Below are 24,586 nucleotides of genomic sequence, written 5' to 3'. Positions count from 1 at the left end.
CATTTCCCCATAACCAATACGTATTTTCAAAAAGATGACACAAATTATGTGATTTATTTCACTACGTATTTGTTAAAGAAAGATTAAAATTTTCACCGTAATCGCATCAATAAACAAACGGACACCTTATGAAGAGCACAAGCTCTCGCCTCCTTCATCAGAAAAAGGAGACACTCGATTCGACGTTCTTTAAATGATTGCATTCTTACACTTCCTTATCGTGTAAGAAAAAGAATGACTTCATATTGGAAGGAGATCAAACATGAAAAAACCTGGATTACAATTAACCTTACAAACTTCAAATCTCGTTGTTGGATTTATGGTGTGGGTATTGATTTCATCACTCATGCCATATATTACAACGGACATTCCATTAACAGGCGGACAAGCATCTATCGTTACAGCTATTCCTGTTATTTTAGGATCCCTGTTGCGTATTCCAATCGGTTTTTACGCAGACCGTTTTGGCGCAAGAATGATTTTCCTGATCAGCTTCCTGATTTTACTATTTCCTGTTTTCTACTTGAGCATCGCGAACTCTTTTGTGGATTTAGTTATCGGCGGTTTCATTTTGGGGTTAGGCGGAGCTGTATTCTCTATCGGCGTTACATCGCTTCCGAAATATTACCCGAAAGAAAGACATGGATTTATTAATGGAGTATACGGTGTTGGTAACGCTGGTACAGCCATTACAACTTTTGGTGCTCCTGTCATCGCGCAGGCAATCGGTTGGCAAGGAACGATACGCATCTTTCTGATTATCTTACTTTTATTTGCCGCACTTGTGTTTATCTTTGGTGACCGTAAAGAAGAAAAAGTCAAGAAATCAATGGCCGAACAACTGAAAGGTGTCTATAAAAATACCACCTTATGGTTCTTAAGCTTATTCTATTTCATTACATTTGGAGCTTTTGTTGCGTTTACCATGTTCCTCCCAAGCTTTTTAGTAGATAACTTCGGATTAGAACCGGTAGATTCCGGTATTCGTACAGCTATCTTTATTGTGCTTGCGACAGGATTAAGACCAATTGGCGGTTTATTGGCTGATAAATTCAATGCATTTATCATCTTAATGTTTGTATTTATCGGTGTGGCATTCTCAGGTATCTTACTGTCCTTTTCACCAGGAATCGGCTGGTATACAGTCGGGGCATTAGCCGTTGCCATAACAGTAGGAATTGGAAATGGTACTGTCTTTAAATTAGTTCCATTATATTTTTCCAACCAAGCTGGTATTGTAAATGGTATTGTTTCTGCCATGGGCGGACTGGGTGGATTCTTCCCGCCATTACTATTAACAGGAGTTGCGAATATCACCGGCCACCATGCGATTGCATTTATGTTAATGTCCGAGTTTGCTATCGTCAGCTTTGTCATTGTTATATTTATGTACTATCAAGATCGGGTAAATACAGAAGGGAAAATTATTGAAGGCGTTGCTGAAGGCATGATGATAACCAATAAAAATAAAGTCATCCAACACGTTAATCCTGCTTTCACACGAATTACTGGTTATTCCCAAGAAGAAATCGTTGGCCATACACCTAAAAAGATTAGTTCCGGAGAACATCATAAGACATTTTATGAAGACATGTGGGATTCCATTAACAATAAAGGCTTCTGGCAAGGAGAAATTCGAAACAAGCGAAAAAATGGGGAAATATATAAGGAACTCCTCTCCATTAGTCCAGTCAGAAATAATGTTGGTGACATCATACAGTATGTTGGGGTGTTTAATGATATCTCGCATATGAAAAACCGGGAGTAGACAGCCATTTTTTCTTAAAAATAATCGAAGCAGCTCATACCACGTATGGGCTGCTACCTATTAAAATACAATTAGTTGCATATCCTCTTTTATTGATTTCTCTTTCTTCATTATAAGTCATTATCACGAATATCATTTTTACCATTGTGTTAGAAAAAGCATCTTTAACTGAAAATATACCGATAAAGCGAATCCTTTGTAAACGCTCCTTCCATTCCAGGTTTGGTTAAAAAATAAGCCACAATCTCCTCTTGAGAAAGACCGATTTCTTTTAACCCGCTGGAAATCATAGATAAATAGGAACGAGGCGGGGTAGTATACGCATGCGTTCCCATTGTATCAGGAGCTGTAAATGTAAACATCGGTGCCCCTTCTTCTTTTCCCAAGTAAATAACCCTTCCATACCAGCCTGCTGTTAAGTCAGCATAGCCTTTATCTATAATCTCCTGCACATCGATATTTAAAGAATCAACGTTATTTTCCTGCTCCACAACTTCCCTGAATTGCTCATCTGTAATTAGATACTTTCTGGCATATGTCTTTGTACTTTTATTCGGTGTATGTCCAATAAAGGCAACGCCCCCTTTTCCCCATTTACTTTGCTCTCTCATAAAATAAAGTGGATAAGGGAGCATCACTTTTTTTATTTCCTTTGGTGGCGTGGTATTTTCACAGCCTCTTTCCTCTTTCTCCGATCCTTCAAGCATACCACCCTCGATATAACAAGAAAAGCGTTTTTCGCTAATATTGGAACCGTAGCTTACATACCATACGTCCATCTTGAGGCCTCCTTGCTTCGTATCACTTTGAATCAATCTATAAATGATAATGTTTTATGGCAATTTCATCTAAGCCCGTTTCTTTAAGTGTAGATACAGGTGCTAAAAATGTAACTGTTACAACTCCAGGATTACGTCCAATATCAACAGATCCAGTAATGGTTGCGCGGTTCATAACTTCCGGAACACTCATCCCAAGTATAGAAGCAGCACGTTCTAAACCATTATCTGTTGCTTCATTTAAATCTGCACCAGTTCCAATAAACGACGAGATTGGAGCAGTATCCTCAATTTCCTCAAAACCATGCGCTTTAGCAACTTTTAAAGCCTCGGACTTTTCATGCTCAGATAATGGCTTCGCGTTATATGGAAGGTCTTCCTCAACAGGTAACAAAATAGGTCCTTCTATCTTGATTCCTTTTAGTAAGTCTACTTTTAAAGTAGCAATTCCAGAAACGTCTGTAGTATGACCGGCAATTTCCCCATTTCCTTGCATCGCATGCATATCTCCAAGATAAATGCCGCCACCTTCCGTTTTTACAGGACAAATTAAAATTGCCCCTTCCCGGACTCGATTAATATCCATATGCCCATCTGTACGTTCTTTCAGCTGTTCTTTTTTTATACCATAATCGTGAGGAGCATCCAGCAAAAATTGGCCGAAGTCTCCCGCATTATGAGAATCCGGCATGGCTCTGGCCGGTGTTGTTCCAATTTGCCCTAAAAAAGGACGAGTCCTTGCAACCATTCCTACAATATCATGAGGAGCAATAGATACGATTGGATGTTGTACAGAGTGCTCAGGTGTACACATATTTCTATGTCCTTCTTTTCCCAATTCTTCAGCTGCGTCTTTGGGTAAGGTGACTCCTATTGTTTTATCATCATCAAAGGCAATGGTATACCCACTCGTAAACTTAAAAGGGGTGACTACTGCTCCACAATTTGAACAACGAACTGCATTTTCCCCAACATCCGTTATAGTCGTATTCGGATTCACGGTTCCACATTCAGGACATTTCCCATCAACAAATGGATCTGAAACGGAATGACCTTCTACAACACGGTCATTTCCAGAAGCTGTTACCATGGAGGTTACTTGAATGGAGGAAATATGAATAGCAACCGCATCTCCAACCTCTGCCCCTTCAACATAAACTGGTTGCGTTACTTCATGTCCCCCTTGAAGAGATGGTGTAATCATCGGCCCCCAACATCCAGGTGCAGTATTAGCAATAATATATCCTCCGTCTTTTACCGGCCCAAGCATTGCTTTTTCCGGATCCAGAATCCCATCCGTAAAAGTGTTCACATATACAATTTGCTTTGCTTCTTCATTTTTCATTTTCATCTCCTCCTTAAATATATTGTAACCCTTTTCATAACCTGATACAAAGGAATGAATCAGCTGCTAATAAACACTCATTACCAAAGAAAATATATATTTAAAAAACAACTACAACCCGGATTATTTCATATATGCTAAATTCATTGCATATGTAGAAAGAAACGATGGCTTCTCTTTGTGGATAGGTAAAATCGGCATTCCAATAAAAATCCTGGTGTAGTTTCCTAATCACAATGAAGCAATTACGCTTTTAAATCAGTCTTGTTTAGTGTACGATAATTTACAGTATGTTTAGTTTTTAAAACCTTGAATTGGATTGAAGGCATATGTTTGATGTATTAAAAAATTATGAAGAACTGACAGTAAGCGAGAAGAAAGTGCTAAACTATATCATGGAAAACCAAAATTTGATTCCACATATAAAAATTAATGATCTAGCAGAAGCAACTTATGTTTCAAAAACAGTCATCATCAATTTGGCACAAAAACTGGGTTTTAACGGATTCAGAGAAATGAAATATTATATGAACCAGACGATGATTGAAAAATTATCTGATCAGAAAGTTAGCACGGTTTCATATCGGGATACTTTAAAACAGTCCATTGATAAAACTTTTTCCCTTGTTACCGAAGAGAAACTGCAGGAAACAGCAAGTAAAATCAAGTCGGCAAATAACGTATATATTATGGCTAGAGGAACTAGTAAAGCAGCTGGTTACTATTTAGAACATCTCTTATTAACTATTGGAATTCAATGTATTTTTATAAAAGATTATAATCTATCGGAATTATTTACAGATTTTGTGATTGAAGATGATATTGTCATCTTTATTTCCATATCAGGGGAAACGAAAAAAATCATCGATACGGTGAAGAAAATTCATTTAAAAAAAGCCGATATCGTCAGTATTACGTCATTTAAGACGAATGCATTGACCCGATATACGACGGATAATCTTTTTTGTTATTCTGATCACGATAACACGAGCAAGAATGATATCATTTCAAGAATTGGCTTTTTTCTCACTATAGATTTGTTGATCGATAAGTTAACAAAACTTTAAATTGTTTATATCGCGTAATTATGTTCTAAAAATATAAAGAGTCCATTAAATAACACAGAATAAAGCAAAAAAGTGATAAAGACATAAAGAAAGTATTTAATTTAAAACGAATCACGCACAAAAACAGCAGAAGAAAGAGGCTGTACCTCTGCAGAGGAAAAACATAGGTGAGACACTGTAGTTCTTCAGTACAAGGCTACTCACCTATGTTTCCTCTGCAAAGTGGGAACCCTATTTTCTAAGCGGCTATCTGCATAATCTTTATTCGAATTTATCGGTGGAAACACGTTACCCTAACCTTTTAAACTCTTATTGATTAGACTTCATAGTTTTTAGTAATTTTTTTAGCTGTCTCTTTTGCCCTTTCTGCCTCTGTTTCTGCTAAAGTAACAGATAAACCAATATAGTTTCTTGGATCAATCATATGTTTTAGTTCTTCATCAGAGAAATTCGAACTGATTTGTTCGTTTTTTCTTAAATTATCATAGAACGCTTCCCCTTCAGCAGCCGTCTTCATCGCAATATCATACATAAGCGAATGAGCATTATCCTTGCCCAGTTTCTCTGCCAGTTTCATCATAACGTATTCGCTATTATCAAGACCTTTGTTACGCTCGGCGTTATGAAGCATTCTGTCTTTGTGAACTGTCAGAGTACGAGTTAATTCTTCACACCTTATTAAAATTTCAGTCATCAGCTCCATCGATTCTTCCAGCAATCCATCAAATAGCATGTAAGAACTACTATCACCTTCGTACGGACGCACTGCTGAATTCATACCTGTACTTGGAAGGGAGTACAGCTTCTGAGAATTAGCGATGATCCCTTTAGCAAGTTTGGGATTGATTTTATGTGGCATCGTGCTGCTGCCGACTGTCCCCTTGCTGAATCCTTCAGATACTTCAGCAATTTCTTCCAAAGTTGTACTATACACTTCCTCAGCAATTTTGTGACAATGATTTGCCAACAAGGTCAAGTTCGACATATACTCTAATTTGTGTGTACTTATGTTTCTTGACGGTACCGGCATTGGGTACATACCTACTAACTCAGCCACTCGATTTTGAACTTTCACCCCTATGTCGGGCATAGAACTGAAGGTGCCTACCGCACCGCCCATCATTATCTGAAATACTCTTTTTTCTGATTCAGCTATTCGTTGATAACAACTGATGAATTCGCTGATCCAAACAGATACTTTATATCCGTAAGTAATAGGAATGGCATGTCGTCCATGGGTTCGCCCGGTCATAACCGTATCCTTATTATCAAACGCGAGCACACTTAAATTTTCTAAAATCTGCCCGATAATCCTCATAAATTTATGGTGTGCTTTCTTTAAAATATAAAGCTGGGAACTTTGTTGAATATTTTGTGTTGTTATTCCATAATGGACATATTTTCCGCTATCTTCTGGGCAGGCTTTGACCAAAACCTTTAAAAATGGGACAAAACCATGCCCAATTTTTTTATAAATACGATCCATTTCTTCCAGATCCAAGTTTTCAATTTTAGCTGCTTTCTTAATTTCATTCGCAGCGGTTTGAGGGATGAACCCAAATTCAGCTTGAGCCTGAGCTAATGCTGATTCAAACAACAGCCATGTTTTATACTTTTCTTCCTGTGTGAATAATTGTTTCAAACCTTGATCATCAATCGTTTTACTTTTAGAATCATATAAAGCTTTCATGATACCAACTCCTTGCACTATATTTTTTCATCGACTGCATTTTTTATAAACTCGACTTGTGTGCCATAAACGATATGAATATGCTTGGCTGTTGGAAAAAAGAATCCCGAGCATCCCGTTTTGTTTAATAAATCTTTATCAATATCTCTTACTTCTTTCAAGTCAATCCGAAGCCGCGTAATACAATTGTCCACGTTTACAATATTTTCTTTCCCTCCTAATGCTTCTATTACCTTGTCTGCAATTTCATCATATCGTTTTTCTTTTAACAATGTACTGTCTACATTCTCCATTTTCTCTCTGCCTGGTGTTTTTATATCGAACCGGACAATTGCCCAATAAAAGATGAAATAGGTAATTACAGCCAACCCTAAACCAATTAAAACAAGAAAAATCCAGCGAGAGTTTTCATACAATAATCCGAAAATCGTGAAATCAAAAATGGTACCTCGTATATACCCAATCGACACATCAGCAAGTGACAGCAATACTGCACCGATCCCAACTATACCGGCGTAAACAACGTATAATAACGGCGCTAGGAAAACAAATGTAAACTCCAGCGGCTCTGTCACGTTACCAAGAAAAGCAGTGAGAACCATTGTAACTAACATCGATTTCACATATGTTTTATTTTCCTTATAAGCCGTTCTATACATGGCAAGTGCAATGGCAGGAAATAAGAACAAGACTACGAGCATTTGCTGCTGCGCCATGAAGCGTGATAGACTCGGCATCATTGACCAGTATTCACTATTTGGTCCTTGGTTAAATAGAATTTCCGTTATAGCAGGGACAACGCCAACAAATGTTTCCCCATCAATGGTGTAGGTCCCGCCTGCTTCTGTGAATCTAAATAGGGCATTCCAGACATGGTGGAGACCAAACGGTATGAACAAACGTTCACCTGCAGCAGTAAAAAAGGGACCAAAAACACTTAAAAATAAGGATGACAGGTTTGTAAGCAGACTTACAAAATAGGTCCAAATAAAAGGAAGAAGCAAACCTACTGCCGTCATAAAACCAATCGTGATAATAGGTACTGATTTTTTACCGGAAAAGAATGCGAGGGCTGCTGGAAGTTCCAGGTTATAGTATCTGTCTGTAGCCCAAGCAGCAATCAGTCCAGTTATAATTCCTCCGGCGGCACTGATATTCACGGTTTGAATACCAAGTATTTCGATTTGTCCCTGTTGCGTCATAACATCTGGATCTGCCATTTGCCCTGTAACAGTCAACCATACATTCATAGCAACAATCAGGGTCAAATAACCTGCTGTAGAAGCAAATACGGCAATCCCTTTGTCTTTTTTACTCATGCCATAGGCAACGCCCATTGCAAATAGTAAAGGGATGTTATCAAAGACAATATTACTAATCGATTGAATACTTTCTAACACAGTGTTTACGATTTCATTTCCTAAAAAAGGAACTTTTTCAACCATATAATCTTGCGTAAGTGCCCCACTAATCCCCAATAACATACCAATTGGGGCTAATACACCAATCGGAAGAAGTAACGTTCTGCCGAATTGTTGAATAGCATTACTGATTTTTCTTTTTTTCATCACCTGAAACCTCCCTATACATATACCTAATTTCTATTTATTTTCCACTTTCGAAATTCATACGAAAGGTCGGAACAATAATTGAAAACCTGTTATTTGATTCCATTCTATCAATTAGAATAAATTGTGGAAGTTCCTTCATTTTTTATTAACTTATATAGGTCAGAAAAAATGACCTAGGTCATTAAAAATTGATTTTTCATGTAATGATTTATCCTGTACCAAATGATATAGTTAAAGTGTTACCAATTGAATTGAACTGAAAATAAAAGATATATTTCTCAAAAATACATACAGAGGGTGAATGTTGGTATGGATATAAAGTTACTTGCGTTGGACATGGATGGTACTACATTGAATGATGAAAAATGCATTACGAGTTTGACGAAAAATCAAATTTTGAAAGCATATGATTCAGGGGTAATCATCGTTTTATGCACCGGAAGACCCTTTCAGCATTGCTATCCTTATATTCAAGACTTACATTTAAACTCCCATTTAATAACCTGTAACGGAGGACAAATATATTCAAGCGATTATACTGTTATTACGCAACACTTGTTAGATGCTGACGCCCTCGCTTCTTTATTTCATTTTGCACAAGGATTGGGAACGAATACCTGGGTGTTTTCCACAGAAGAAGCATATTACAACGAGTTGCCGCTTAATTACAACGAAATACAATGGTTAAAATTTAGTTGTTATTATAAAAATGAAAAAGTTTTAAATCATATGTTGAAGAAATTGTCATATGTGGAAGGAGCAGAGATAAGCAACACCACATCCAAGACGATTGAAATCAACCCTCCAGGTGTTAATAAGGCCATGGCTCTCAAACTAGTCTGTGATAGATTAGGAATAACAATGGAAAATGTAATGGCGGTAGGAGACAGCCTAAATGATAGCAAAATGATACAAACCTCAGGAATTGGGGTAGCAATGGAAAATGCCCAAAAAGAAGTTAAGCAAGTTGCCGATGCTATCACAGATACCAATAATAACGACGGTGTTGGAAAAGCAATTGAAAAATTCATTTTATCTGCGAAGGTGTAATTTAATAAAATGCTTCTTTTACTTTACAGCTCTATATTTGGTATGAGTGTAAACTTTAGGAAAGAGATGCAAATCCCCCTCAAGATAAAGATTTTGTATAGTGATTCTTAAGCGTGTTTACATGATTCCATAGCACTCCCATTTTTAAAATTTTATCGATTTTATCAATAATCATCGATATAACCAAGACAAATCGTTACATTTCAAACTGTTCATTGTTAGCATAAAGCTAGTTACCAAGAGAAAATAAAAATAACCTGACACCGTTGGAATATCGGTATCAGGTTATTTTTATTTTTATATTTCAGTATCACATCATACTCGACAAGGATGAAACCAAGCGCAGTACATAGCCTTATCTTTCTCTATCATTTTGTTCATCAGAATGATTCAGCGTATCTTTCACATCGCCTTTTGTGTCTTTGGCTGCACCTTTGGCTTTGTCCGCCTTTCCTTCTGCTTGTTTTTTCTTGTCATCTGTTATTTTGCCAAATGCTTCTTTTGCTTCTCCTTTTACTTTATCTCCTGCACCTCTCATTTTATCTTTAAAACCGTCACTCATGTTGATTAACCTCCTTGTGATTAAAAAATGATTGTGCTTTATTTTATTTTATATTAATAGATTACCGCTGCGTTATAGATATAAACATAAAATTTTGATACGCTTTTTATATAAATACACACAAACGTATCGACGGTACGATTGTTTCATGATATTAAGCGTATTTTACAAAAATATTACTAGTATGTTATATTCAAAACAACAGTTACTTTTGGTAAAAAATACTAGTAATATTTAAATCATATGGTAACTGTTAAATGATTAAATACATATAGGAGGAGTGAGAAAATGAAAAGAACACGTTTAACGTTTGTTGCCCTTCTTTCCGTTCTTTTGATGTTCGGTACAGCTCAATCTGTTTTTGCTGCGGACAACTTGAACTGTGAAGATTTTGACACGCAACAAGAGGCTCAGGAACATTACGATGCTGATCCAAGTGATCCGGATAGGTTGGATAATGATAACGACGGCATCCCTTGTGAAAACCTTCCTGGTGGCGACTCTACTTCCAGCGATAACGAAGCATCCGAGCCTTCCAACGAATCGGTAGAATCTGAAGACACATCAGCGGATGAATCTAGTTCTTCTGAAGATGCTGCAACATCCGAAGAAGATACTACTTCCTCTGAAGATGCTGCAACCACAGAAGAAGAAACGACAGCTTCTGAGGATAATGCAGCTGCAGAAGAAACAACATCTTCTGAGGAAGATGGCGGCGATTTACCAGATACTGCAACAGCACTACCACTTGGTATGCTAGGTGGATTAGGCGCTATGATTCTTGGCGGACTTGGTTTACGCAAGCGTCAATAAAATGTAAGGCAGGCGAGTCATTCGTCTGCCTTTCTCTTAAGCAAGGGGGACAGACGAATGATTCGTAAATTATCACTGCTCTTATTTATAGCCGGTTTCCTTATTGTTGCATACAATGGTTGGAATTATTTTCAAGCAACCAAATCGGTTCAGGATATTCCAGAAACAGAAAATAAGACAGAAGCAGCGCCTGTGGATACACCTGAAAAAGATATCCCGGAGAAGGAAACGCCGGAAAAAACGGAAGAAACAATCGATCCATCAACACTTCATTATGATATCAAAGAAGGTTCAGAGGTAGCAACCCTGGACATTCCGGACATGGGGAAACGTTTTACAACCTACTGGGGAGCGGATGAGAGCACTCTTGAACAAGGTGTAGGCATGTATGTAAGTGAATGGACGACCGTTCCAAACCGTGAAGGTGGCCATACGGTTCTCTCGGGTCATCGCGACACCGTTTTTACCGGATTGGGTGAATTAGGTGAAGGAGATACATTGGAAGTTCATTACGACGGGGAAACTTTTGAATATGAAATCAATAAAACATGGATTACCGATCCGGATGATCGAACCGTTATCGTCGAAAAAGAGGAACCTACATTGACGCTGACAACATGTTATCCATTTGATTTTATCGGGGCTGCCCCTGAGCGTTATATTGTAGAGGCTACGCTGGTTGAGTGAATGGGCGGGAATAGAGCCGCCCTTAGGTTGTTTACTCATAGAAATCTCAATAGACTTACTCTTAGATATTATTTGTAACTATATTTTTGAAATATGGTTGGTATGCTAAGTTTTCAACTCTTCAAGAAAATCTTCATCCTCTCCCCCTATTAATTGAAAAGTACTGCTTGTTGAAAATATAATGTCTTCATCTTTCTCATTTATAAGTTTTAGAGGTTATTTACCTTCTGATTTTAACGACAAAAACACTTCCACCCATAATATGAACAGAAGTGTTTTCCTATTACTGCGCTTTGCTTACTGGTTGAACATAATCATCATCTTTTGTGTAAATAGTTAATCCTTTAATATTTTTTCCTTTATCAGAGAATGCAAAACTTGCTAGATAACCGACAATAAAAGAAACCAGAAAGGAAACCATACTAACTGCAAATGGTGTTAAATCAGTACCTTGAACAAAATATGCTACAGCTGCCGCTGTTCCTAGACCAATAAACACTCCGGGCGTATTTGCCCTTTTCGTTAATATCCCTAATGCAAAAACAGCAGCAATTGGAACACCAAACAATCCAGTTATATCTAAAAATAAGTTCCATGTTTCTGCCCTATTTGTAGAAACCAGGTATAGTGCAGCTGTCATTCCCAATATGCCAGCAATAATAACTATCATCCTTGCAAGTAATACATCATTACCCCGTCTCTCTTTTTCGAAAAAACGTTGTTTAAAATCTGTAATTACACAAGCTGAAATACTATTTAAGCTGGAAGAAATCGTTGATTGAGCAGCTGCAAATATCGCAGCAATTAATAATCCTGCTACGCCTGCCGGAAGCGTTGTCACTATAAAATAAGGGACAACGGCTGAGGTATTTACTCCTTCAGGCAAACCACCTGAATTCGAATAATAACTGAACAACATTGTCCCCATTCCATAAAATAACGGAATAGTGACTAATGCAAGAATCCCGTTAGTCCAAAGTGATTTGTTCGTTTCTTTAATAGATTTGGTTGTCTGATAGCGCTGGACAACATCCTGGCTCGCTGTATATTGATGCAAATTATTGAAAATTGACCCTAAAAAGATGATTGGTATGGCAGCAGCTGCCGTTCCAAACTGAAAATTACCTGATGTTATCAATTTATCATTCTCCAAAGCATCCGTGACAATTGTTGAAAGACCACCATTTATATAATTTATTCCAATAGCAATGATAAAGACAGCTCCCCCCAAGAGAATAACACCTTGGATAACATCGCTCCATATTACTCCTTCCATACCTCCTAAGAAGGTATATATAATACACAAGATACCAATGATGGAAGCTACCAATATAGGGTTTATATCTGAAACCGCTGTAATAGCAAGTGTAGGCAAATAAACAACAATCGCTATACGACCAATATGAAATAAAATAAATAATAGACTTCCTGCCACTCTTAATGATGCGCCAAACCTTACTTCTAAATATTCATAAGCACTTGTAACATTCAATTTTCTAAAAAACGGTATATAAAAATAGATCAAGATAGGGATAATCGCAAAAATAGCAAGATTTCCCGCTGCATAAGACCAATCAGTCAAAAATGCCTGTTCAGGTGTAGACATATACGTAATCGCGCTTAATGTTGTAGCATAGATACTAAAACCCGCTGCCCAAGCAGGTATTTTTCCACCAGCTGTAAAAAATTCATCTGTATTTTTACCAGCTCTTTTTGTAAAATAAAGTCCAACTGCCAACATCGCAATTAAATATGTAATGATTACCACCCAGTTAAATGTTCCAAGCCCTACTTTATCCATCTTATTTCACTCCCATAACAAAAATATTTTTAGTCAACTTACTGCTAAAGCGCTTTCTAAACTAGATATAAAAGCCATTATAAAAATGGCTTTTGCCTACCCCTACAATTGAAATTGCTCTACTAATGCAACTACTTCCTCACGCTTTGATTCATCAAAAGCTTTCATTGGTTTCTTCGTAGTCCCTGCATCGATCCCTTTTACCTTTAAAATTTCTTTTAACGTCTGATAAATTCCTAATTCAAGAACTTTTTCAATCAAATCATTGGTAGTATGCTGAACCTCATAAGCATCAGAAACATTGCCCTGTTGACAGAGGTGTAATATCTGCTTTGCCCGTTTACCATTAACATTAAATGTACTTCCAATCGCTCCATCTACTCCAGAAATTGCTCCGTAAATTAACATTTCATCAAAACCAGAATAAATTAGCTTATTGGGAAACTTGTTTCGAAGTCTTTCCAACAAAAATAAGTTGCTATCTGTAAATTTGACCCCGATTACTTTTTCATGTTGAAACAATTCTTCAAATTGATCAGTCGTAATGCCTACACCAGTCAAAGCTGGAATAGCATAAATAATCATATTATTGTTCGTTTTTTCAATAATTGTTTCATAATAAGCTTTTATTTCTTCAAAACTAAATGGATAATAAAACGGCGTAACAGCAGATAGACTGTCATAACCTAGATCCGTAGCGTATTGTCCCAGTTCTACAGCTTCATCTAAATTAATAGAACCAACCTGCGCAATTAACATTACATCTGATTTCGCTTCTTCTTTTACAGTTTTGAAAATAAACTTTTTTTGTTCCAGCGATAACATGAAGTTTTCCCCAGAGCTCCCATTTACATATAATCCATCGACTTCCTGCTCATCTATATTCTGTCTTACAATTTCCCGTAAACCATTTTCCTTTACCTTTCCTTCTTCATCAAAAGGAACCAATAACGCTGAGAAAATACCTTTCATCCTAAAAACCTCCAAAGTAGTTGAAATAAATAAACTCAATATATATAATATGGTCAGACCAATTTTAATATGTTTATCATAGAAGGTGCTACCTGAAATGTCAAGATAATTTTTAGTAAATTTCGATTCCTGTATGCGTTTTACATTTTAAATTCTTGGTAATAAGTCGGTTGGAAAGATTATTCTTTTGGATGCAAAAATAATTAAGAGCTTCTTTTTTGCCTTCTGCTTACACGGCTTCCTTATATGTTATGATTATTTTAATAGGAGTGGTGTAGATGGCAATTCAAAAAACATCATTAGTAGAAATAGCAATGGATCGGATTAAAACATATATTCTTGAAAATAAATTAAAAGAAAATGATAAACTGCCAACGGAAAAAGAACTTACTGCCAAACTGCAAGTAAGCAGGACAGTAGTAAGAGAGTCATTAAGATCATTAGAATCTATTGGCATCTTAACAATCAAACCCGGCGGCGGGGTTTTTGTCGGGGACGCTGATTTCCGTTCCATTAAATCCATTCTCAAACATCATTATGAAACACACGGAGTAAAAATTAGAGAGCTGGTTGAGATCAGAAAAATTTTGGAGCTGGGCGCTTTACGACTGATTATCGAAAAAAATGTAGAGGTCGATTTCGATTATCTGGAAAACCTGAATCAAGAATACTACGAGGCTATTACCCATCATCAGGATACCAAAAAATACGATCAGCTTTTCCATCAACATATTATTCGAGAAGCAGATAACAAAACATTTTATAATTTCACAGAGGTCATACAAGAGTATTTTTCACTTGTAAAAATTGACTTAATGCAAAGTCAGGAGGATTTGTTAGCATCTTATCAGGAACATAATGAGATACTGACAGGCCTTAAAGACAATAACTTAGAATACAGCCACAAAATGATGTCTGCACATTTTGAACCTATCTTTGACTATATTTATGAAATGGAAGGGTTAAAAGAAAATGGAACCAATTAATGCATCGGAAAGAAAATCCTTAAAACAAACAATCATTCAAGAAGTAAAACAATACATTATCGACAACAATTTAAGAGCAGGCGACAGGCTACCTGCAGAAAGAAAGTTTATGGAGATATTTGGGGTGAGTCGTTCTGTTATCAGGGAAGCGTTAAGTTATTTGGAAAATACAGGTGTTGTCAGAGTCCGGCAAGGACAAGGTGCTGTTTTAAATGAATCGAATATTGAGAAATTACTCGATAGTTTCTTTTTCCTGTGGCAGGTGAATGGCGGCAATCTAAAAGATATTCAAAGCTTGCGCGTGATCTTTGAATCCAGCGCCATGGAGGAAATCATAAAAAATGAAAACACTGCAGATCTTCTGAAACTGAAAGAATCCATCTTAAAATATAGAGAAGCTGTAACGAAAGAGGCGTTTATAGAAGCAGACATGAACTTCCATAAACAGCTGTTAGAAGCAACGAATAATATTTTGTTCATACAAATGACCAATATGATCACCAGCTACTTTTTTGAATCAGCATCACGTATTGATATCTCCTATCAAGAATTTCAAAAAATAAATGATGAACACGAAAAAATGGTAGATATGCTCATTAAAAAGGACGTGCAAGGAGCTAAAAGTCTCTTAACGGCTCACATAAATAATACAAAGAAAGCATAGGTGGTGGAAGGTGAATTATGTATCGATAGATATTGGAGGCACTTTCATAAAATACAGCGTGTTGGACGCGAATCACGTCTTCCAATTTCAACACAAGGTGGAGACAAAAGAAAATATAGACGATGCGATTTATCACCAGGTTGAAGCCATTATCACGGACCAAATGCATAACGGTTCGATTTCCGGAATTGGCATCAGTACAGCTGGAATTGTGGACAGAAATAAAGGAGAAATCATCTATGCTGGGCCAACTATCCCCAATTATACGGGCACAGCTTTTAAAAAAAGATTGACTAAAAAATTTAAACTGCCCGTACATGTTGAAAATGATGTGAATGCAGCCATGCTGGGGGAAGTTTGGAAAGGTGCGGCCCAAGGAGCGGATAACGTATATTGTTTAACACTTGGGACTGGTATCGGAGGCGCTCATTACGATAACCAGCAAATCATAGATGGAGCTCATTTAAAAGCTGACTCTATTGGCTATCTTTTATATGACCCGGAAACAAAGCTAAATTATGAGGCAAGAGCCTCCACTTCTGCACTGAATCATGCATTAAAACAAAAGCTCGGAAACACGTTTCATGCTGAAAAAGCTTTTGAACTTGCACGTTCCGGTGACAAGGATTGCTACGATACAATCTGCCAATGGGCTGCAGAAATAGCAAAAGGATTAGCCCAAATCATTCTTATGAAAGACCCTGCGATTATTCTAATTGGCGGAGGAATTTCCAGACAAGGTGATTATCTGCTCGACCTCATAAAAAAACAACTAAATACATTTTTACCAGCTAACTTTTTAAATACAGAATTAAAAATAGCACAACTTTATAACGATGCTGCTTTATATGGAGCAGTTTTCCCATTTTTTAAGGAGGATTTATAATATGCTAGAAAAAGTGGAAAAAGCTTTGATTGTTTCCTGTCAGGCATTACCTGATGAACCGCTGCACAGCTCTTTTATAATGTCTAAAATGGCATTAGCAGCTAAAGAAGGCGGTGCTGCCGGCATCCGAGCCAATACCAAAGAAGATATTTTAGCAATTAAAAAGGAAGTAAATTTACCAGTTGTTGGCATTGTTAAAAGAGATTATCCTGACAGCCCTGTTTTTATTACTGCCACATATAAAGAAATCGATGAACTGTTAGAAAGCGGCTGTGAAATGATTGCGCTCGACGCCACAGCAAGAAAACGGCCAAATAATATAGAGCTCGGCGAATTAGTAGATTACATTCGCAGGCAGAACAGCAATGTGGAAATCATGGCAGATATCGCTACACTAGAGGATGCCAAGGTAGCTGAGAATTTAGGATTTGACTGTATTTCTACTACGCTTCATGGGTATACAGAGGAAACAAGTGGGGAAAAACTTTATCATCGTGATTTTCAATTTTTAAAAGACGTATTAGAGACAGTCCAAATTCCTGTTATTGCAGAGGGGAACGTCATCACTCCAGAGATGTTTAAACGTTGCCTGGATTTGGGTGCTTATGCAAGTGTTGTTGGCGGTGCAATTACTCGACCAAAGGACATTACAAGAAGATTTATTGAGGATTGATAATTTAAAAGGTTATTTTTTTATAAATATACCAGTAAATACAAAAAGAAGGTATTGTTCCAATTATGCGTATCATACATTTTGTAACAGTTCCTTCTTTTTTATATACATATTCTACTGTTGTAAAAGCATTAATCAGCTTTTGCAATATAGTTACAATGATAATTCAAAGCATCATATTCTTTACGCTTCAAGTTCACTCTATCATCTACTAAATCACTCACACCCAATACCATCTCCATCACGGTCTAAATGAGACGCATATCCAGGGTCTCCTTCATGTACTGGTGCTGCACCAGCTTCTCTCGCTTCGGTACAATTCTTATAATACACACTGGAACCAGAGGACGATTCACTTGAACTCGAATCAGACTCTGACCCGTTACTCGTACTCGATTCAGATCCAGAGTCACTGCTGGTGCTTGATTCAGAACTAGACCCAGAACTTGAATCAGAGGAGCTGCTGCTACTTGCAGTGGCAGTATTAGATTCTGCACTCGCAAGATCTGATTCCAAATCACTTATTGTATCATTTAAGGAATCATTCTCTGCGGATAACTCATCAATTTCATCATTCAACGAATCAATTTGCTCATTTTCCTCTTCCAATTCCGCTATCTGTTCTTCGTATTCTTCCAGGTTACCGGAGGATTCTTCTATTTCTGCGGTTAAATCAGCTATTTCTTCCTCATGTTGTTGTTCTAATTCGGAAAGTGCTGTTTCATGATCAGAGTCAATACTTTCTAATTCATCGTTGAGTTCCTCATTTTCCTCGGTTAACGTTTCGACCTTCTCCGCATTTTCATCTTCCGTTAAAAACCCGCTTCCGAAAAACGTAAGCACTAGTCCCGTTATCAAAGAACCATAGAAAACCTTTTTATTTAGTACTTTGTCACGTTTCGAACCTCGTTTTTGAACAAAGTAGATAATGATATAAACAATTGCAAACAATAAGGCTAATGACCCCAGGTTCATTATTGCAGTAACCAATTTTCTTATCTCCCCTTTTATAAATTGCTGCACCTCACATACATGAGGTACGCTGCTTGCACTTATGCCCTAATATAAACCCTAAAAATAACAATTCTTTTCATTATGTATCCAAAATATAAGAGCGTTCTTTATTTCAATTACTTTCAAGACAGCACATAGGAATTTCTAATAGGATATAAGATTACAATACCATTATCATAGTTAATTATACCTTAAAAAACAAGAGGAAATTGAAATTTATTATAAATACATATAAATTTTTAACATTGACTTTATAACTTAGAAAGATAGATGTCTTCATATAACGTATACAGTCTTTTAACACTTTTTGAAGCAGAAAAGCATTCTTCTGTTAGACCAACATTCAATGCGAAAAGCTTAAAAAATTGGCACAGGGTTCAATTAGTTATACCTATTTAAATTTACTAATGTTACGGGAATTAAAAACCCCTGTATTCCTAATATACATAGCACCCGCTCTATGACATTAAGAATACAGAGGTTGATAGAATTTATACTTTTTAACTACCCTTTGACAGCTCCACTTGTTAACGCTCCTACAATAAATCTTTGTAATAAAACAAATAAGATCATAACTGGCAATATGGAAAGAATACTTCCCGCAGCTAAATAATGTGTTGTAATAGCTTGTTGTGTCGATTGAAGATTAATTATTCCCACCGATACTGGATAAAGATCGATATTATCTAATAAAATAAAAGGAATAACAAACTGCGACCAACTTTGCACAGATACTAAGATAATAACGGAAATAATCCCTGGAATACTTGACGGAAGTATAACTTTGACTAAAGTTTGGAACTTATTGCATCCATCTACAGTAGCTGCTTCATCCAATTCTTTAGGTATTGTATCAATATAACCCTTTAAGAACCAAGTAGAAAATGGAAGCACTACAGCAACGTATACAACAATTAAAAAACCAAGATTATTAATTAAACCTAAATTGATAAATAATCGATACAAAGGAATCGCAATAACTACTGCCGAAATCATTTGCGTCATTAATATAGTAATTAATATGATTGGTTTTAATTTAAATTTATATCTTGATAATGCAAAAGCAGCCGGCACAGCTATAATTAATACAAGAAGAACTGTGAGAAAAACAATCTTTGTTGAATTTGCAAGATAAAGAAATATATCATTGTTTTGTATAACATGAAGGTAATTATCAAAGTGTAAACTTTCTGGTATAAGGCTTGGAGGTACTTTGTATAATTCATCAGATGTCTTAAAAGATAATGATAGTACCCAAAATAAAGGGAAGGTAAAGAATAATACAATGACAACAAAACTCGCGTATAAACTCAGCTTTGTTAATAAATCACGAATCGGTTTTCGCATTATTTATTCCCTCCTCTACCTAAAAACAATATATAAACAATGGTCATAACAACATTTATACCTAATAAGACAACAGATGTAGCAGCACCTTGCCCCAGATTAAATTGATTGAATATAGAACTATAGATACTTAAAGAAATAACTTCTGTACTCTGGCCAGGTCCCCCGCCAGTTAATGCCATCACCATATCAAACGTATTAAACGTATCTATTGAGATAATTACTAAGTTTATTAGTAACATTGGGGCTAACATTGGCAAGATAACTTTTAACGTACGTTGCAACACATTAGCACCATCTATTTTTGCCGCTTCAATAACGTCGGTTGGCAATGTTTTTAATCCAGCATAAATTAAAATCATACTAAAAGCTGTTCCCCGCCATATATTTGCAAAAATTACTGCAAATAAAGCCACTTCCGGATCGGATAAAAACGGAATTGTATCTAAACCACCTAGACTTAGCAGGTAATTAACGATACCTGCATCTGTTTCATTATAAAGAATTCTCCAAATGACCCCTATTACTACGCCTGGAATGGCCCATGCGGTTAAAACCGCTGTTCTGGTTATTACTGTTCCTTTTAAACCCCTTTTTTGACCTTGGTCAATGATTGTAGCTACAATAAAGCCTAATAACATCTGAAAAATAATACTGATAGAAACAAAAATACCTGTGGTTATCAACGTTTGAAAAAAATTAGGATTTGAAAATATATTCTTATAAGAATCAAGCGTATAGTTATAATTATTATCTATTAATGTAGCATCCGTAAAACTAAGACGAACAATCTCAAATACTGGATAGAAATATACAAAAAGCAAAATTATACCAATCGGCATTAACCAGGGTAATGCCGATTGGGAAAACATTTTATGAATTACCGTACCTTTTGAGTTCATATATATTCATCCTTATTCTGTATTTACTACTCTCCAAGCATCATCCACTGCTTCTTCCGGCTCTTTATTACCGGAAATAACATCAGAAATTGCAATTTGCATTTCGTTAGAAATCTCAGGATAATATTCTGAACCAGGGCGTACCCTAGCATAGTCATCAAGCATTTCTTTATATTCGTTACTAAATTTAGTGCCTTCATAATGTTCAGAGTCGTAAACTGAAAATCTTGCAGGTAAACCTCCGTGTACTGATGCGAAATCCCCCATACCTTCTTCACTTATAAAAGTATTGTAAACTAAGTCAAATGCAGCTTCTTGTTTTTCAGGATCGTCAGTGAAAATTCCCCATACCCATCCACCTGCAGTTGTTGTGTTTTCACCGCCTTCAAGTGTCGGTACTGGAGCAATATCCCACTTTTCAAACTCTTCTTCACTTAATGTATCTTTCAAAGTTGCCTCTTGCCAACTGCCTCCAATAAACATTCCAATATTTCCTCCAGCTATTTCTTCATTTTGGTCATTTTCGCTGCCATATCCTGCTACTCGTTGAGGTAATACGCCTTCAGCTACGGAATTTTGAATTGTCTCCAGAACTTCAATCATAATTTCTCTATTTTCTCCCTCACCAAAAACTGGTTTTCCTTCATCATCTACCAATTTGCCGCCTTTCCCCCAGAACAAAGGCCATAATGTTGTTACAGAGGTTCCCTCGCCTCTTCCGCCAGGTGTCGTGATTGCATCGTAGCCATTTTCATTTAATTCTTTGCCAACCTCAACAACTTCTTCCCATGTCTCAGGAGGTTCAGGTACTAATTCTTTGTTATAAAACAAAACTCTCGTATCTGTAGTCATATATAAGCCATATATTTTACCATCTGGTCCAGTTATTACATCTTCTGCAAATGACAAAAAGTCATCTGGTTCTAATCCATGTTGTTCCATTAAATCATCTAGTGGTTGTAAATAATCAATATATTGTGGAAATAAATAAGAATCGATTACGGCAAGATCAGGGGCTCTTCCTTGGTTGGCTTGTTCTAATAATCTGGACATTGCCTCTGCAATATTTGTAGATTGTATTTGTGTATTAAGTTCTATATCCGGGTAATCGCTTTCAAATTTTTCTACCTTCCCAGATATATATTCAGCTGTAGCAGTCGTAGTGGACTGCGGTGAATAACCCGTTGTAGTATACCAACTTAATTCATTACTGTCAGCATCACCAGATTCCCCTGATTGGCAACCTGCCAGGAATGTAGCAGTTAGCAAAAGCACAAAGATAATGTATTTTTTCACTTTTACAACTCTCCCTATTTTAGGTTTATAATTCTATAGCTTTCGAGCTTGAAAAGTATTTTTCTTAAATACTTAGTTTCTATTATCATTTACATTTATCCAGCTAACTTCTTTATTTGATTTAGCTGCTGCTTCATTTATCAAAGTTAAATGCATAACATCAGATCGTTTAATGGTTGGAGTGGTTTTATCTACGATAGCTGATACCCATTGTTCCATGGGAATTGGCAATGCTTCCGGCGGCTTATCGAGGTTTGTCCACTCGTTATTCCCTAATGAATAACGGATTTGGCTACCTTCAATTCGTATCGTTCCTTCTGTTCCGTAAAGTTCTAATTGAAATGGACTTCCTTGAGATAGGAAACCAGTCTCGATGATACCCATTGCCCCAGATTCGTACGCTAGTAAAACGACTGCATTGTCATCCACTTCAAACTCGTTTGTATGCTGCATATGGGCAACCAGTGTTTTCACTTCACCAGCTAAACGGTTTGTTAAATAGATTGGATGGGCGCCCAGATCAATTAATGAGCCACCTCCACATTGTTCTTTTTTCAGAAAACGTTGAGGTAACCAACCTTCTCTCTTCTCCGGACTTGCAACCGCACCATTATGTGCAAGACGGCACCGAATCGTAGTAAGCTTTCCAATCCACCCATTATCTATTACTCTTTGCGCATATAAATAATATGGCTCTGTTAACCTTGGAAGGGAAACCATTAATTGGACTTCATATTGATCTACCGCATTATAAATTTCTTCACAATCTTTTACCGTAAAGGCTAGAACCTTTTCAGTAAAAATATGTTTCTTATTTTTTGCAGCTGCTAGAATGACTTCTTTATGCAGATTTGTTGGAGTATTAACAACAACCCCATCAATTAACGTATTTGTTAACACTTTTTGAATATCAGCTTCAAAGGGAACCCCTAATTCCTCTGCCCACTTTTTACCCCTTTCCACATTTTCATCCCATACAAGCTGGATAGATAAATGATCATTATTCTGAATTTGACGAACATAGTCATCAGCATGTACATGCCATCTACTTAACAATGCAACATTAATCAATTAAAATCCTCCCTAATCATTATCAAACATGCACCCAGTTACCTTCTCGTTTTAAACTGCTAATTAAAATATACAGCTTGCCCAGTCCGCGCAGATTCATATATCGCTTCCAATATTTGCGTAACAACAAGTGCCTCTCTTGGCTTCACGATTGGTTCGGTATCATTGATAATACTTTCAATCCAATTTCTTGCTTCCACATCAGGATCACTTTCAGATGTACCGTCATAAAAAGCAACCCCTCCAGCATCCAGTTCTATATTTTGCGTATATAATTTACCGAAGTTTTCTCCATTAATTCGTAGTCCATTTTTCATATCTGCACCACTTTTCGTACCGCTAAGCGAACATTTTGCTTCATCCACATCTAATGAATTCAATGCCCAACTAGATTCAAGAACAATTGTTGCTCCATTTTCCATCGTTATAAAACCAAATGCAGCATCTTCTACTGTAAACTTTTCTGGATTCCAAGAGCCCCATGCATTTGCCGCATTTTCTTTGTTTCCTAACTTATGATAAGTTGTTCCCATAACCGATTTTGGTTTATAGTTGTTCATCATCCATAATGTTAGGTCAAGTGCATGTGTACCAATATCAATTAATGGTCCGCCTCCTTGCTTTTCTTCATCTAAAAACACTCCCCATGTAGGTACTGCCCTCCGCCTTATAGCATGTGCTTTGGCATAATATATTTCTCCTAAATCTCCACGCTGACAAATTTTGTGCAAATACTGACTATCTGTCCTAAACCTGTTATTATATCCAATCGTTAATTTTTTTCCCGTCCGTTCAGCTGCAGCTACCATCATTTTAGCTTCTTCCGTTGTTTTTGCCATCGGCTTCTCACACATGACGTGTTTTCCAGATTCCAATGCAGCAACTGTGATTTCAATATGGGAATTATTTGGGGTACATACATGAACAACGTCAATCGATGGATCTTTTAATAATTTCTTAAAGTCAACATATATTTTTGCATTTAACGTTCCGTATTTCTTTGCAGCTTTTTCTGCTTTTTCAATGACAACATCACAAAAAGCAGAAATTTCCACTTGTTCAAGTTTGCTAAGGCTTGGAAGATGTTTCCCGTTTGCAATTCCCCCACAGCCAATAATTGCTATTTTAAGTTTTCGTTCCATATAATATCCTCCTTCGAAAACGATTACATGTATCTTCATTTAAATCCAATCTAAATAACCTTGTCATTATGGACATATTAGGTTACCCACTCACTAGATATATTTTTCATATTCTTCATTATTAAGTAAACGATTTCATTTATTTCAATCGTTATCCCATGATAATTTGCCCTCCTCAGAAAACGTTTATAACTTGTTCGATAATCAATATATGAATCTGAAACAATAAAAATACGTATTATCTAGGATTCAAAAATTTATTCCGAGTTGATGCATCCTTCGCTAAATCTTGCTAACCAAGGCATATTTCCTGGTTCAAATAAATTTCATTATCTTAAAATAAAATTAGCTAGATTTGCAATATATACTTTGGTTATTACTACATAGCTCATAATAATGACAAAATAATATTTTTTTCGTTGGAAAAATTGAATTGGTTTTGAAAAGAGGAGCAACATAGGAAGGTAGTTCCACAATGAGAAGTTGTTTTTTTCATTATC

22 protein-coding genes are annotated in these 24,586 nt (G+C 36.5%); 9 read left to right on the top strand and 13 right to left on the bottom strand.

The annotated features are described in order from the left end of the window. Window positions 1–262 precede the first annotated feature (262 nt). A complete protein-coding gene (locus tag B7E05_RS04535; protein WP_080872851.1) occupies window positions 263–1,768 on the top strand; it encodes a nitrate/nitrite transporter in 1,506 nt (501 codons plus the stop codon). Window positions 1,769–1,932: 164 nt separating this feature from the next. On the opposite strand, the gene B7E05_RS04530 is transcribed toward B7E05_RS04535, so the two are convergent. Next, window positions 1,933–2,547, bottom strand: coding sequence for a hypothetical protein (locus tag B7E05_RS04530; RefSeq protein ID WP_080872850.1), 615 nt, complete (start codon window positions 2,545–2,547; stop codon window positions 1,933–1,935). Between the two features lie 37 nt (window positions 2,548–2,584). After that, window positions 2,585–3,892: an acetamidase/formamidase family protein gene (locus B7E05_RS04525; RefSeq protein ID WP_080872848.1), complete on the bottom strand. Its 1,308-nt coding sequence runs from the start codon at window positions 3,890–3,892 to the stop codon at window positions 2,585–2,587. Window positions 3,893–4,221: 329 nt separating this feature from the next. Here B7E05_RS04525 and B7E05_RS04520 point away from each other — a divergent pair, with 329 nt between their 5' ends. After that, a complete protein-coding gene (locus B7E05_RS04520) occupies window positions 4,222–4,959 on the top strand; it encodes a MurR/RpiR family transcriptional regulator (RefSeq protein WP_080872846.1) in 738 nt (245 codons plus the stop codon). Window positions 4,960–5,275: 316 nt separating this feature from the next. Here B7E05_RS04520 and B7E05_RS04515 read toward each other — a convergent pair whose 3' ends face one another. Continuing rightward, a complete protein-coding gene (locus tag B7E05_RS04515; RefSeq protein WP_080872845.1) occupies window positions 5,276–6,649 on the bottom strand; it encodes a class-II fumarase/aspartase family protein in 1,374 nt (457 codons plus the stop codon). 17 nt (window positions 6,650–6,666) lie between these two features. Beyond that, on the bottom strand, window positions 6,667–8,217 hold the full coding sequence (locus B7E05_RS04510; protein WP_080872843.1) for a PTS transporter subunit EIIC: 1,551 nt from the start codon (window positions 8,215–8,217) through the stop codon (window positions 6,667–6,669). Between the two features lie 312 nt (window positions 8,218–8,529). Between B7E05_RS04510 and B7E05_RS04505 the strand changes: the two genes are divergently transcribed. Next, the gene (locus B7E05_RS04505) at window positions 8,530–9,270 is read left to right on the top strand and encodes a Cof-type HAD-IIB family hydrolase (protein ID WP_080872842.1); all 741 of its coding nucleotides are present in this window, start codon (window positions 8,530–8,532) and stop codon (window positions 9,268–9,270) included. Window positions 9,271–9,625: 355 nt separating this feature from the next. Here B7E05_RS04505 and B7E05_RS04500 read toward each other — a convergent pair whose 3' ends face one another. Then, complete coding sequence (locus B7E05_RS04500) at window positions 9,626–9,832, bottom strand: CsbD family protein (RefSeq protein WP_080872840.1); 207 nt, start codon at window positions 9,830–9,832, stop codon at window positions 9,626–9,628. Between the two features lie 288 nt (window positions 9,833–10,120). Here B7E05_RS04500 and B7E05_RS04495 point away from each other — a divergent pair, with 288 nt between their 5' ends. Next, entirely contained in the window at window positions 10,121–10,645 is a 525-nt protein-coding gene (locus B7E05_RS04495) for an excalibur calcium-binding domain-containing protein (protein WP_080872838.1), read from the top strand. 57 nt (window positions 10,646–10,702) lie between these two features. Further along, the gene (locus tag B7E05_RS04490) at window positions 10,703–11,332 is read left to right on the top strand and encodes a class D sortase (RefSeq protein WP_080872836.1); all 630 of its coding nucleotides are present in this window, start codon (window positions 10,703–10,705) and stop codon (window positions 11,330–11,332) included. Window positions 11,333–11,615: 283 nt separating this feature from the next. Here the strand turns inward: B7E05_RS04490 and B7E05_RS04485 are convergent, their stop codons facing one another. Both B7E05_RS04485 and B7E05_RS04480 read right to left on the bottom strand, forming a co-directional pair. After that, window positions 11,616–13,133: a sodium:solute symporter family protein gene (locus tag B7E05_RS04485; protein WP_080872834.1), complete on the bottom strand. Its 1,518-nt coding sequence runs from the start codon at window positions 13,131–13,133 to the stop codon at window positions 11,616–11,618. A 102-nt stretch (window positions 13,134–13,235) separates the two neighbouring features. Further along, window positions 13,236–14,105 (bottom strand): N-acetylneuraminate lyase, encoded by an 870-nt coding sequence (locus B7E05_RS04480; RefSeq protein ID WP_080872832.1) that lies wholly within the window; start codon window positions 14,103–14,105, stop codon window positions 13,236–13,238. 278 nt (window positions 14,106–14,383) lie between these two features. On the opposite strand from B7E05_RS04480, the gene B7E05_RS04475 reads away from it, so the two are divergent. From B7E05_RS04475 to B7E05_RS04460, 4 genes are read left to right on the top strand one after another with little or no spacing between them, the layout of a single operon-like run. Next, window positions 14,384–15,091, top strand: a complete 708-nt coding sequence (locus B7E05_RS04475; RefSeq protein ID WP_080872830.1) for a FadR/GntR family transcriptional regulator — start codon at window positions 14,384–14,386, stop codon at window positions 15,089–15,091. Then, entirely contained in the window at window positions 15,078–15,755 is a 678-nt protein-coding gene (locus tag B7E05_RS04470) for a FadR/GntR family transcriptional regulator (RefSeq protein WP_080872829.1), read from the top strand. The genes B7E05_RS04475 and B7E05_RS04470 overlap by 14 nt, the downstream gene beginning before the upstream one ends. Window positions 15,756–15,765: 10 nt before the next feature. Next, window positions 15,766–16,641, top strand: coding sequence for an ROK family protein (locus B7E05_RS04465; protein WP_080872828.1), 876 nt, complete (start codon window positions 15,766–15,768; stop codon window positions 16,639–16,641). Window position 16,642: 1 nt separating this feature from the next. Continuing rightward, a complete protein-coding gene (locus B7E05_RS04460) occupies window positions 16,643–17,314 on the top strand; it encodes an N-acetylmannosamine-6-phosphate 2-epimerase (RefSeq protein WP_080872826.1) in 672 nt (223 codons plus the stop codon). Between the two features lie 216 nt (window positions 17,315–17,530). Here B7E05_RS04460 and B7E05_RS04455 read toward each other — a convergent pair whose 3' ends face one another. The 6 genes from B7E05_RS04455 to B7E05_RS04430 all read right to left on the bottom strand — a co-directional run bounded on the left by B7E05_RS04455 (window position 17,531) and on the right by B7E05_RS04430 (window position 24,086). Continuing rightward, window positions 17,531–18,304: an excalibur calcium-binding domain-containing protein gene (locus B7E05_RS04455; protein WP_218672693.1), complete on the bottom strand. Its 774-nt coding sequence runs from the start codon at window positions 18,302–18,304 to the stop codon at window positions 17,531–17,533. Between the two features lie 528 nt (window positions 18,305–18,832). After that, a complete protein-coding gene (locus B7E05_RS04450) occupies window positions 18,833–19,675 on the bottom strand; it encodes a carbohydrate ABC transporter permease (protein ID WP_080872825.1) in 843 nt (280 codons plus the stop codon). Continuing rightward, complete coding sequence (locus B7E05_RS04445; protein ID WP_080872824.1) at window positions 19,675–20,577, bottom strand: carbohydrate ABC transporter permease; 903 nt, start codon at window positions 20,575–20,577, stop codon at window positions 19,675–19,677. Before B7E05_RS04445 ends, B7E05_RS04450 begins: the two co-directional genes overlap by 1 nt. Before the next feature lie 12 nt (window positions 20,578–20,589). Further along, window positions 20,590–21,873 carry an extracellular solute-binding protein gene (locus tag B7E05_RS04440; protein WP_179134462.1) on the bottom strand — a complete coding sequence of 428 codons (1,284 nt, stop codon included), beginning with the start codon at window positions 21,871–21,873 and terminating at the stop codon, window positions 20,590–20,592. A 72-nt stretch (window positions 21,874–21,945) separates the two neighbouring features. Further along, the gene (locus B7E05_RS04435; RefSeq protein ID WP_080872821.1) at window positions 21,946–22,944 is read right to left on the bottom strand and encodes a Gfo/Idh/MocA family protein; all 999 of its coding nucleotides are present in this window, start codon (window positions 22,942–22,944) and stop codon (window positions 21,946–21,948) included. 59 nt (window positions 22,945–23,003) lie between these two features. After that, window positions 23,004–24,086: a Gfo/Idh/MocA family protein gene (locus B7E05_RS04430; protein ID WP_080872820.1), complete on the bottom strand. Its 1,083-nt coding sequence runs from the start codon at window positions 24,084–24,086 to the stop codon at window positions 23,004–23,006. Window positions 24,087–24,586 lie beyond the last annotated feature (500 nt).

It is taken from the genome of Oceanobacillus timonensis (genome assembly GCF_900166635.1).
GTDB lineage: Bacteria > Bacillota > Bacilli > Bacillales > Amphibacillaceae > Oceanobacillus > Oceanobacillus timonensis.
Note: the sequence above shows the minus strand (reverse complement) of the source record. Positions and strands in the feature narration are given on the sequence as shown.

Bases quoted from the DNA above. Each gene is read 5' to 3' on its own strand.
- B7E05_RS04535 (WP_080872851.1), top strand. From the start codon at position 263: ATGAAAAAACCTGGATTACAATTAACCTTACAAACTTCAAATCTCGTT.
- B7E05_RS04530 (WP_080872850.1), bottom strand. From the start codon at position 2,547: ATGGACGTATGGTATGTAAGCTACGGTTCCAATATTAGCGAAAAACGC.
- B7E05_RS04525 (WP_080872848.1), bottom strand. From the start codon at position 3,892: ATGAAAAATGAAGAAGCAAAGCAAATTGTATATGTGAACACTTTTACG.
- B7E05_RS04520 (WP_080872846.1), top strand. From the start codon at position 4,222: ATGTTTGATGTATTAAAAAATTATGAAGAACTGACAGTAAGCGAGAAG.
- B7E05_RS04515 (WP_080872845.1), bottom strand. From the start codon at position 6,649: ATGAAAGCTTTATATGATTCTAAAAGTAAAACGATTGATGATCAAGGT.
- B7E05_RS04510 (WP_080872843.1), bottom strand. From the start codon at position 8,217: ATGAAAAAAAGAAAAATCAGTAATGCTATTCAACAATTCGGCAGAACG.
- B7E05_RS04505 (WP_080872842.1), top strand. From the start codon at position 8,530: ATGGATATAAAGTTACTTGCGTTGGACATGGATGGTACTACATTGAAT.
- B7E05_RS04500 (WP_080872840.1), bottom strand. From the start codon at position 9,832: ATGAGTGACGGTTTTAAAGATAAAATGAGAGGTGCAGGAGATAAAGTA.
- B7E05_RS04495 (WP_080872838.1), top strand. From the start codon at position 10,121: ATGAAAAGAACACGTTTAACGTTTGTTGCCCTTCTTTCCGTTCTTTTG.
- B7E05_RS04490 (WP_080872836.1), top strand. From the start codon at position 10,703: ATGATTCGTAAATTATCACTGCTCTTATTTATAGCCGGTTTCCTTATT.
- B7E05_RS04485 (WP_080872834.1), bottom strand. From the start codon at position 13,133: ATGGATAAAGTAGGGCTTGGAACATTTAACTGGGTGGTAATCATTACA.
- B7E05_RS04480 (WP_080872832.1), bottom strand. From the start codon at position 14,105: ATGAAAGGTATTTTCTCAGCGTTATTGGTTCCTTTTGATGAAGAAGGA.
- B7E05_RS04475 (WP_080872830.1), top strand. From the start codon at position 14,384: ATGGCAATTCAAAAAACATCATTAGTAGAAATAGCAATGGATCGGATT.
- B7E05_RS04470 (WP_080872829.1), top strand. From the start codon at position 15,078: ATGGAACCAATTAATGCATCGGAAAGAAAATCCTTAAAACAAACAATC.
- B7E05_RS04460 (WP_080872826.1), top strand. From the start codon at position 16,643: ATGCTAGAAAAAGTGGAAAAAGCTTTGATTGTTTCCTGTCAGGCATTA.
- B7E05_RS04450 (WP_080872825.1), bottom strand. From the start codon at position 19,675: ATGCGAAAACCGATTCGTGATTTATTAACAAAGCTGAGTTTATACGCG.
- B7E05_RS04445 (WP_080872824.1), bottom strand. From the start codon at position 20,577: ATGAACTCAAAAGGTACGGTAATTCATAAAATGTTTTCCCAATCGGCA.
- B7E05_RS04430 (WP_080872820.1), bottom strand. From the start codon at position 24,086: ATGGAACGAAAACTTAAAATAGCAATTATTGGCTGTGGGGGAATTGCA.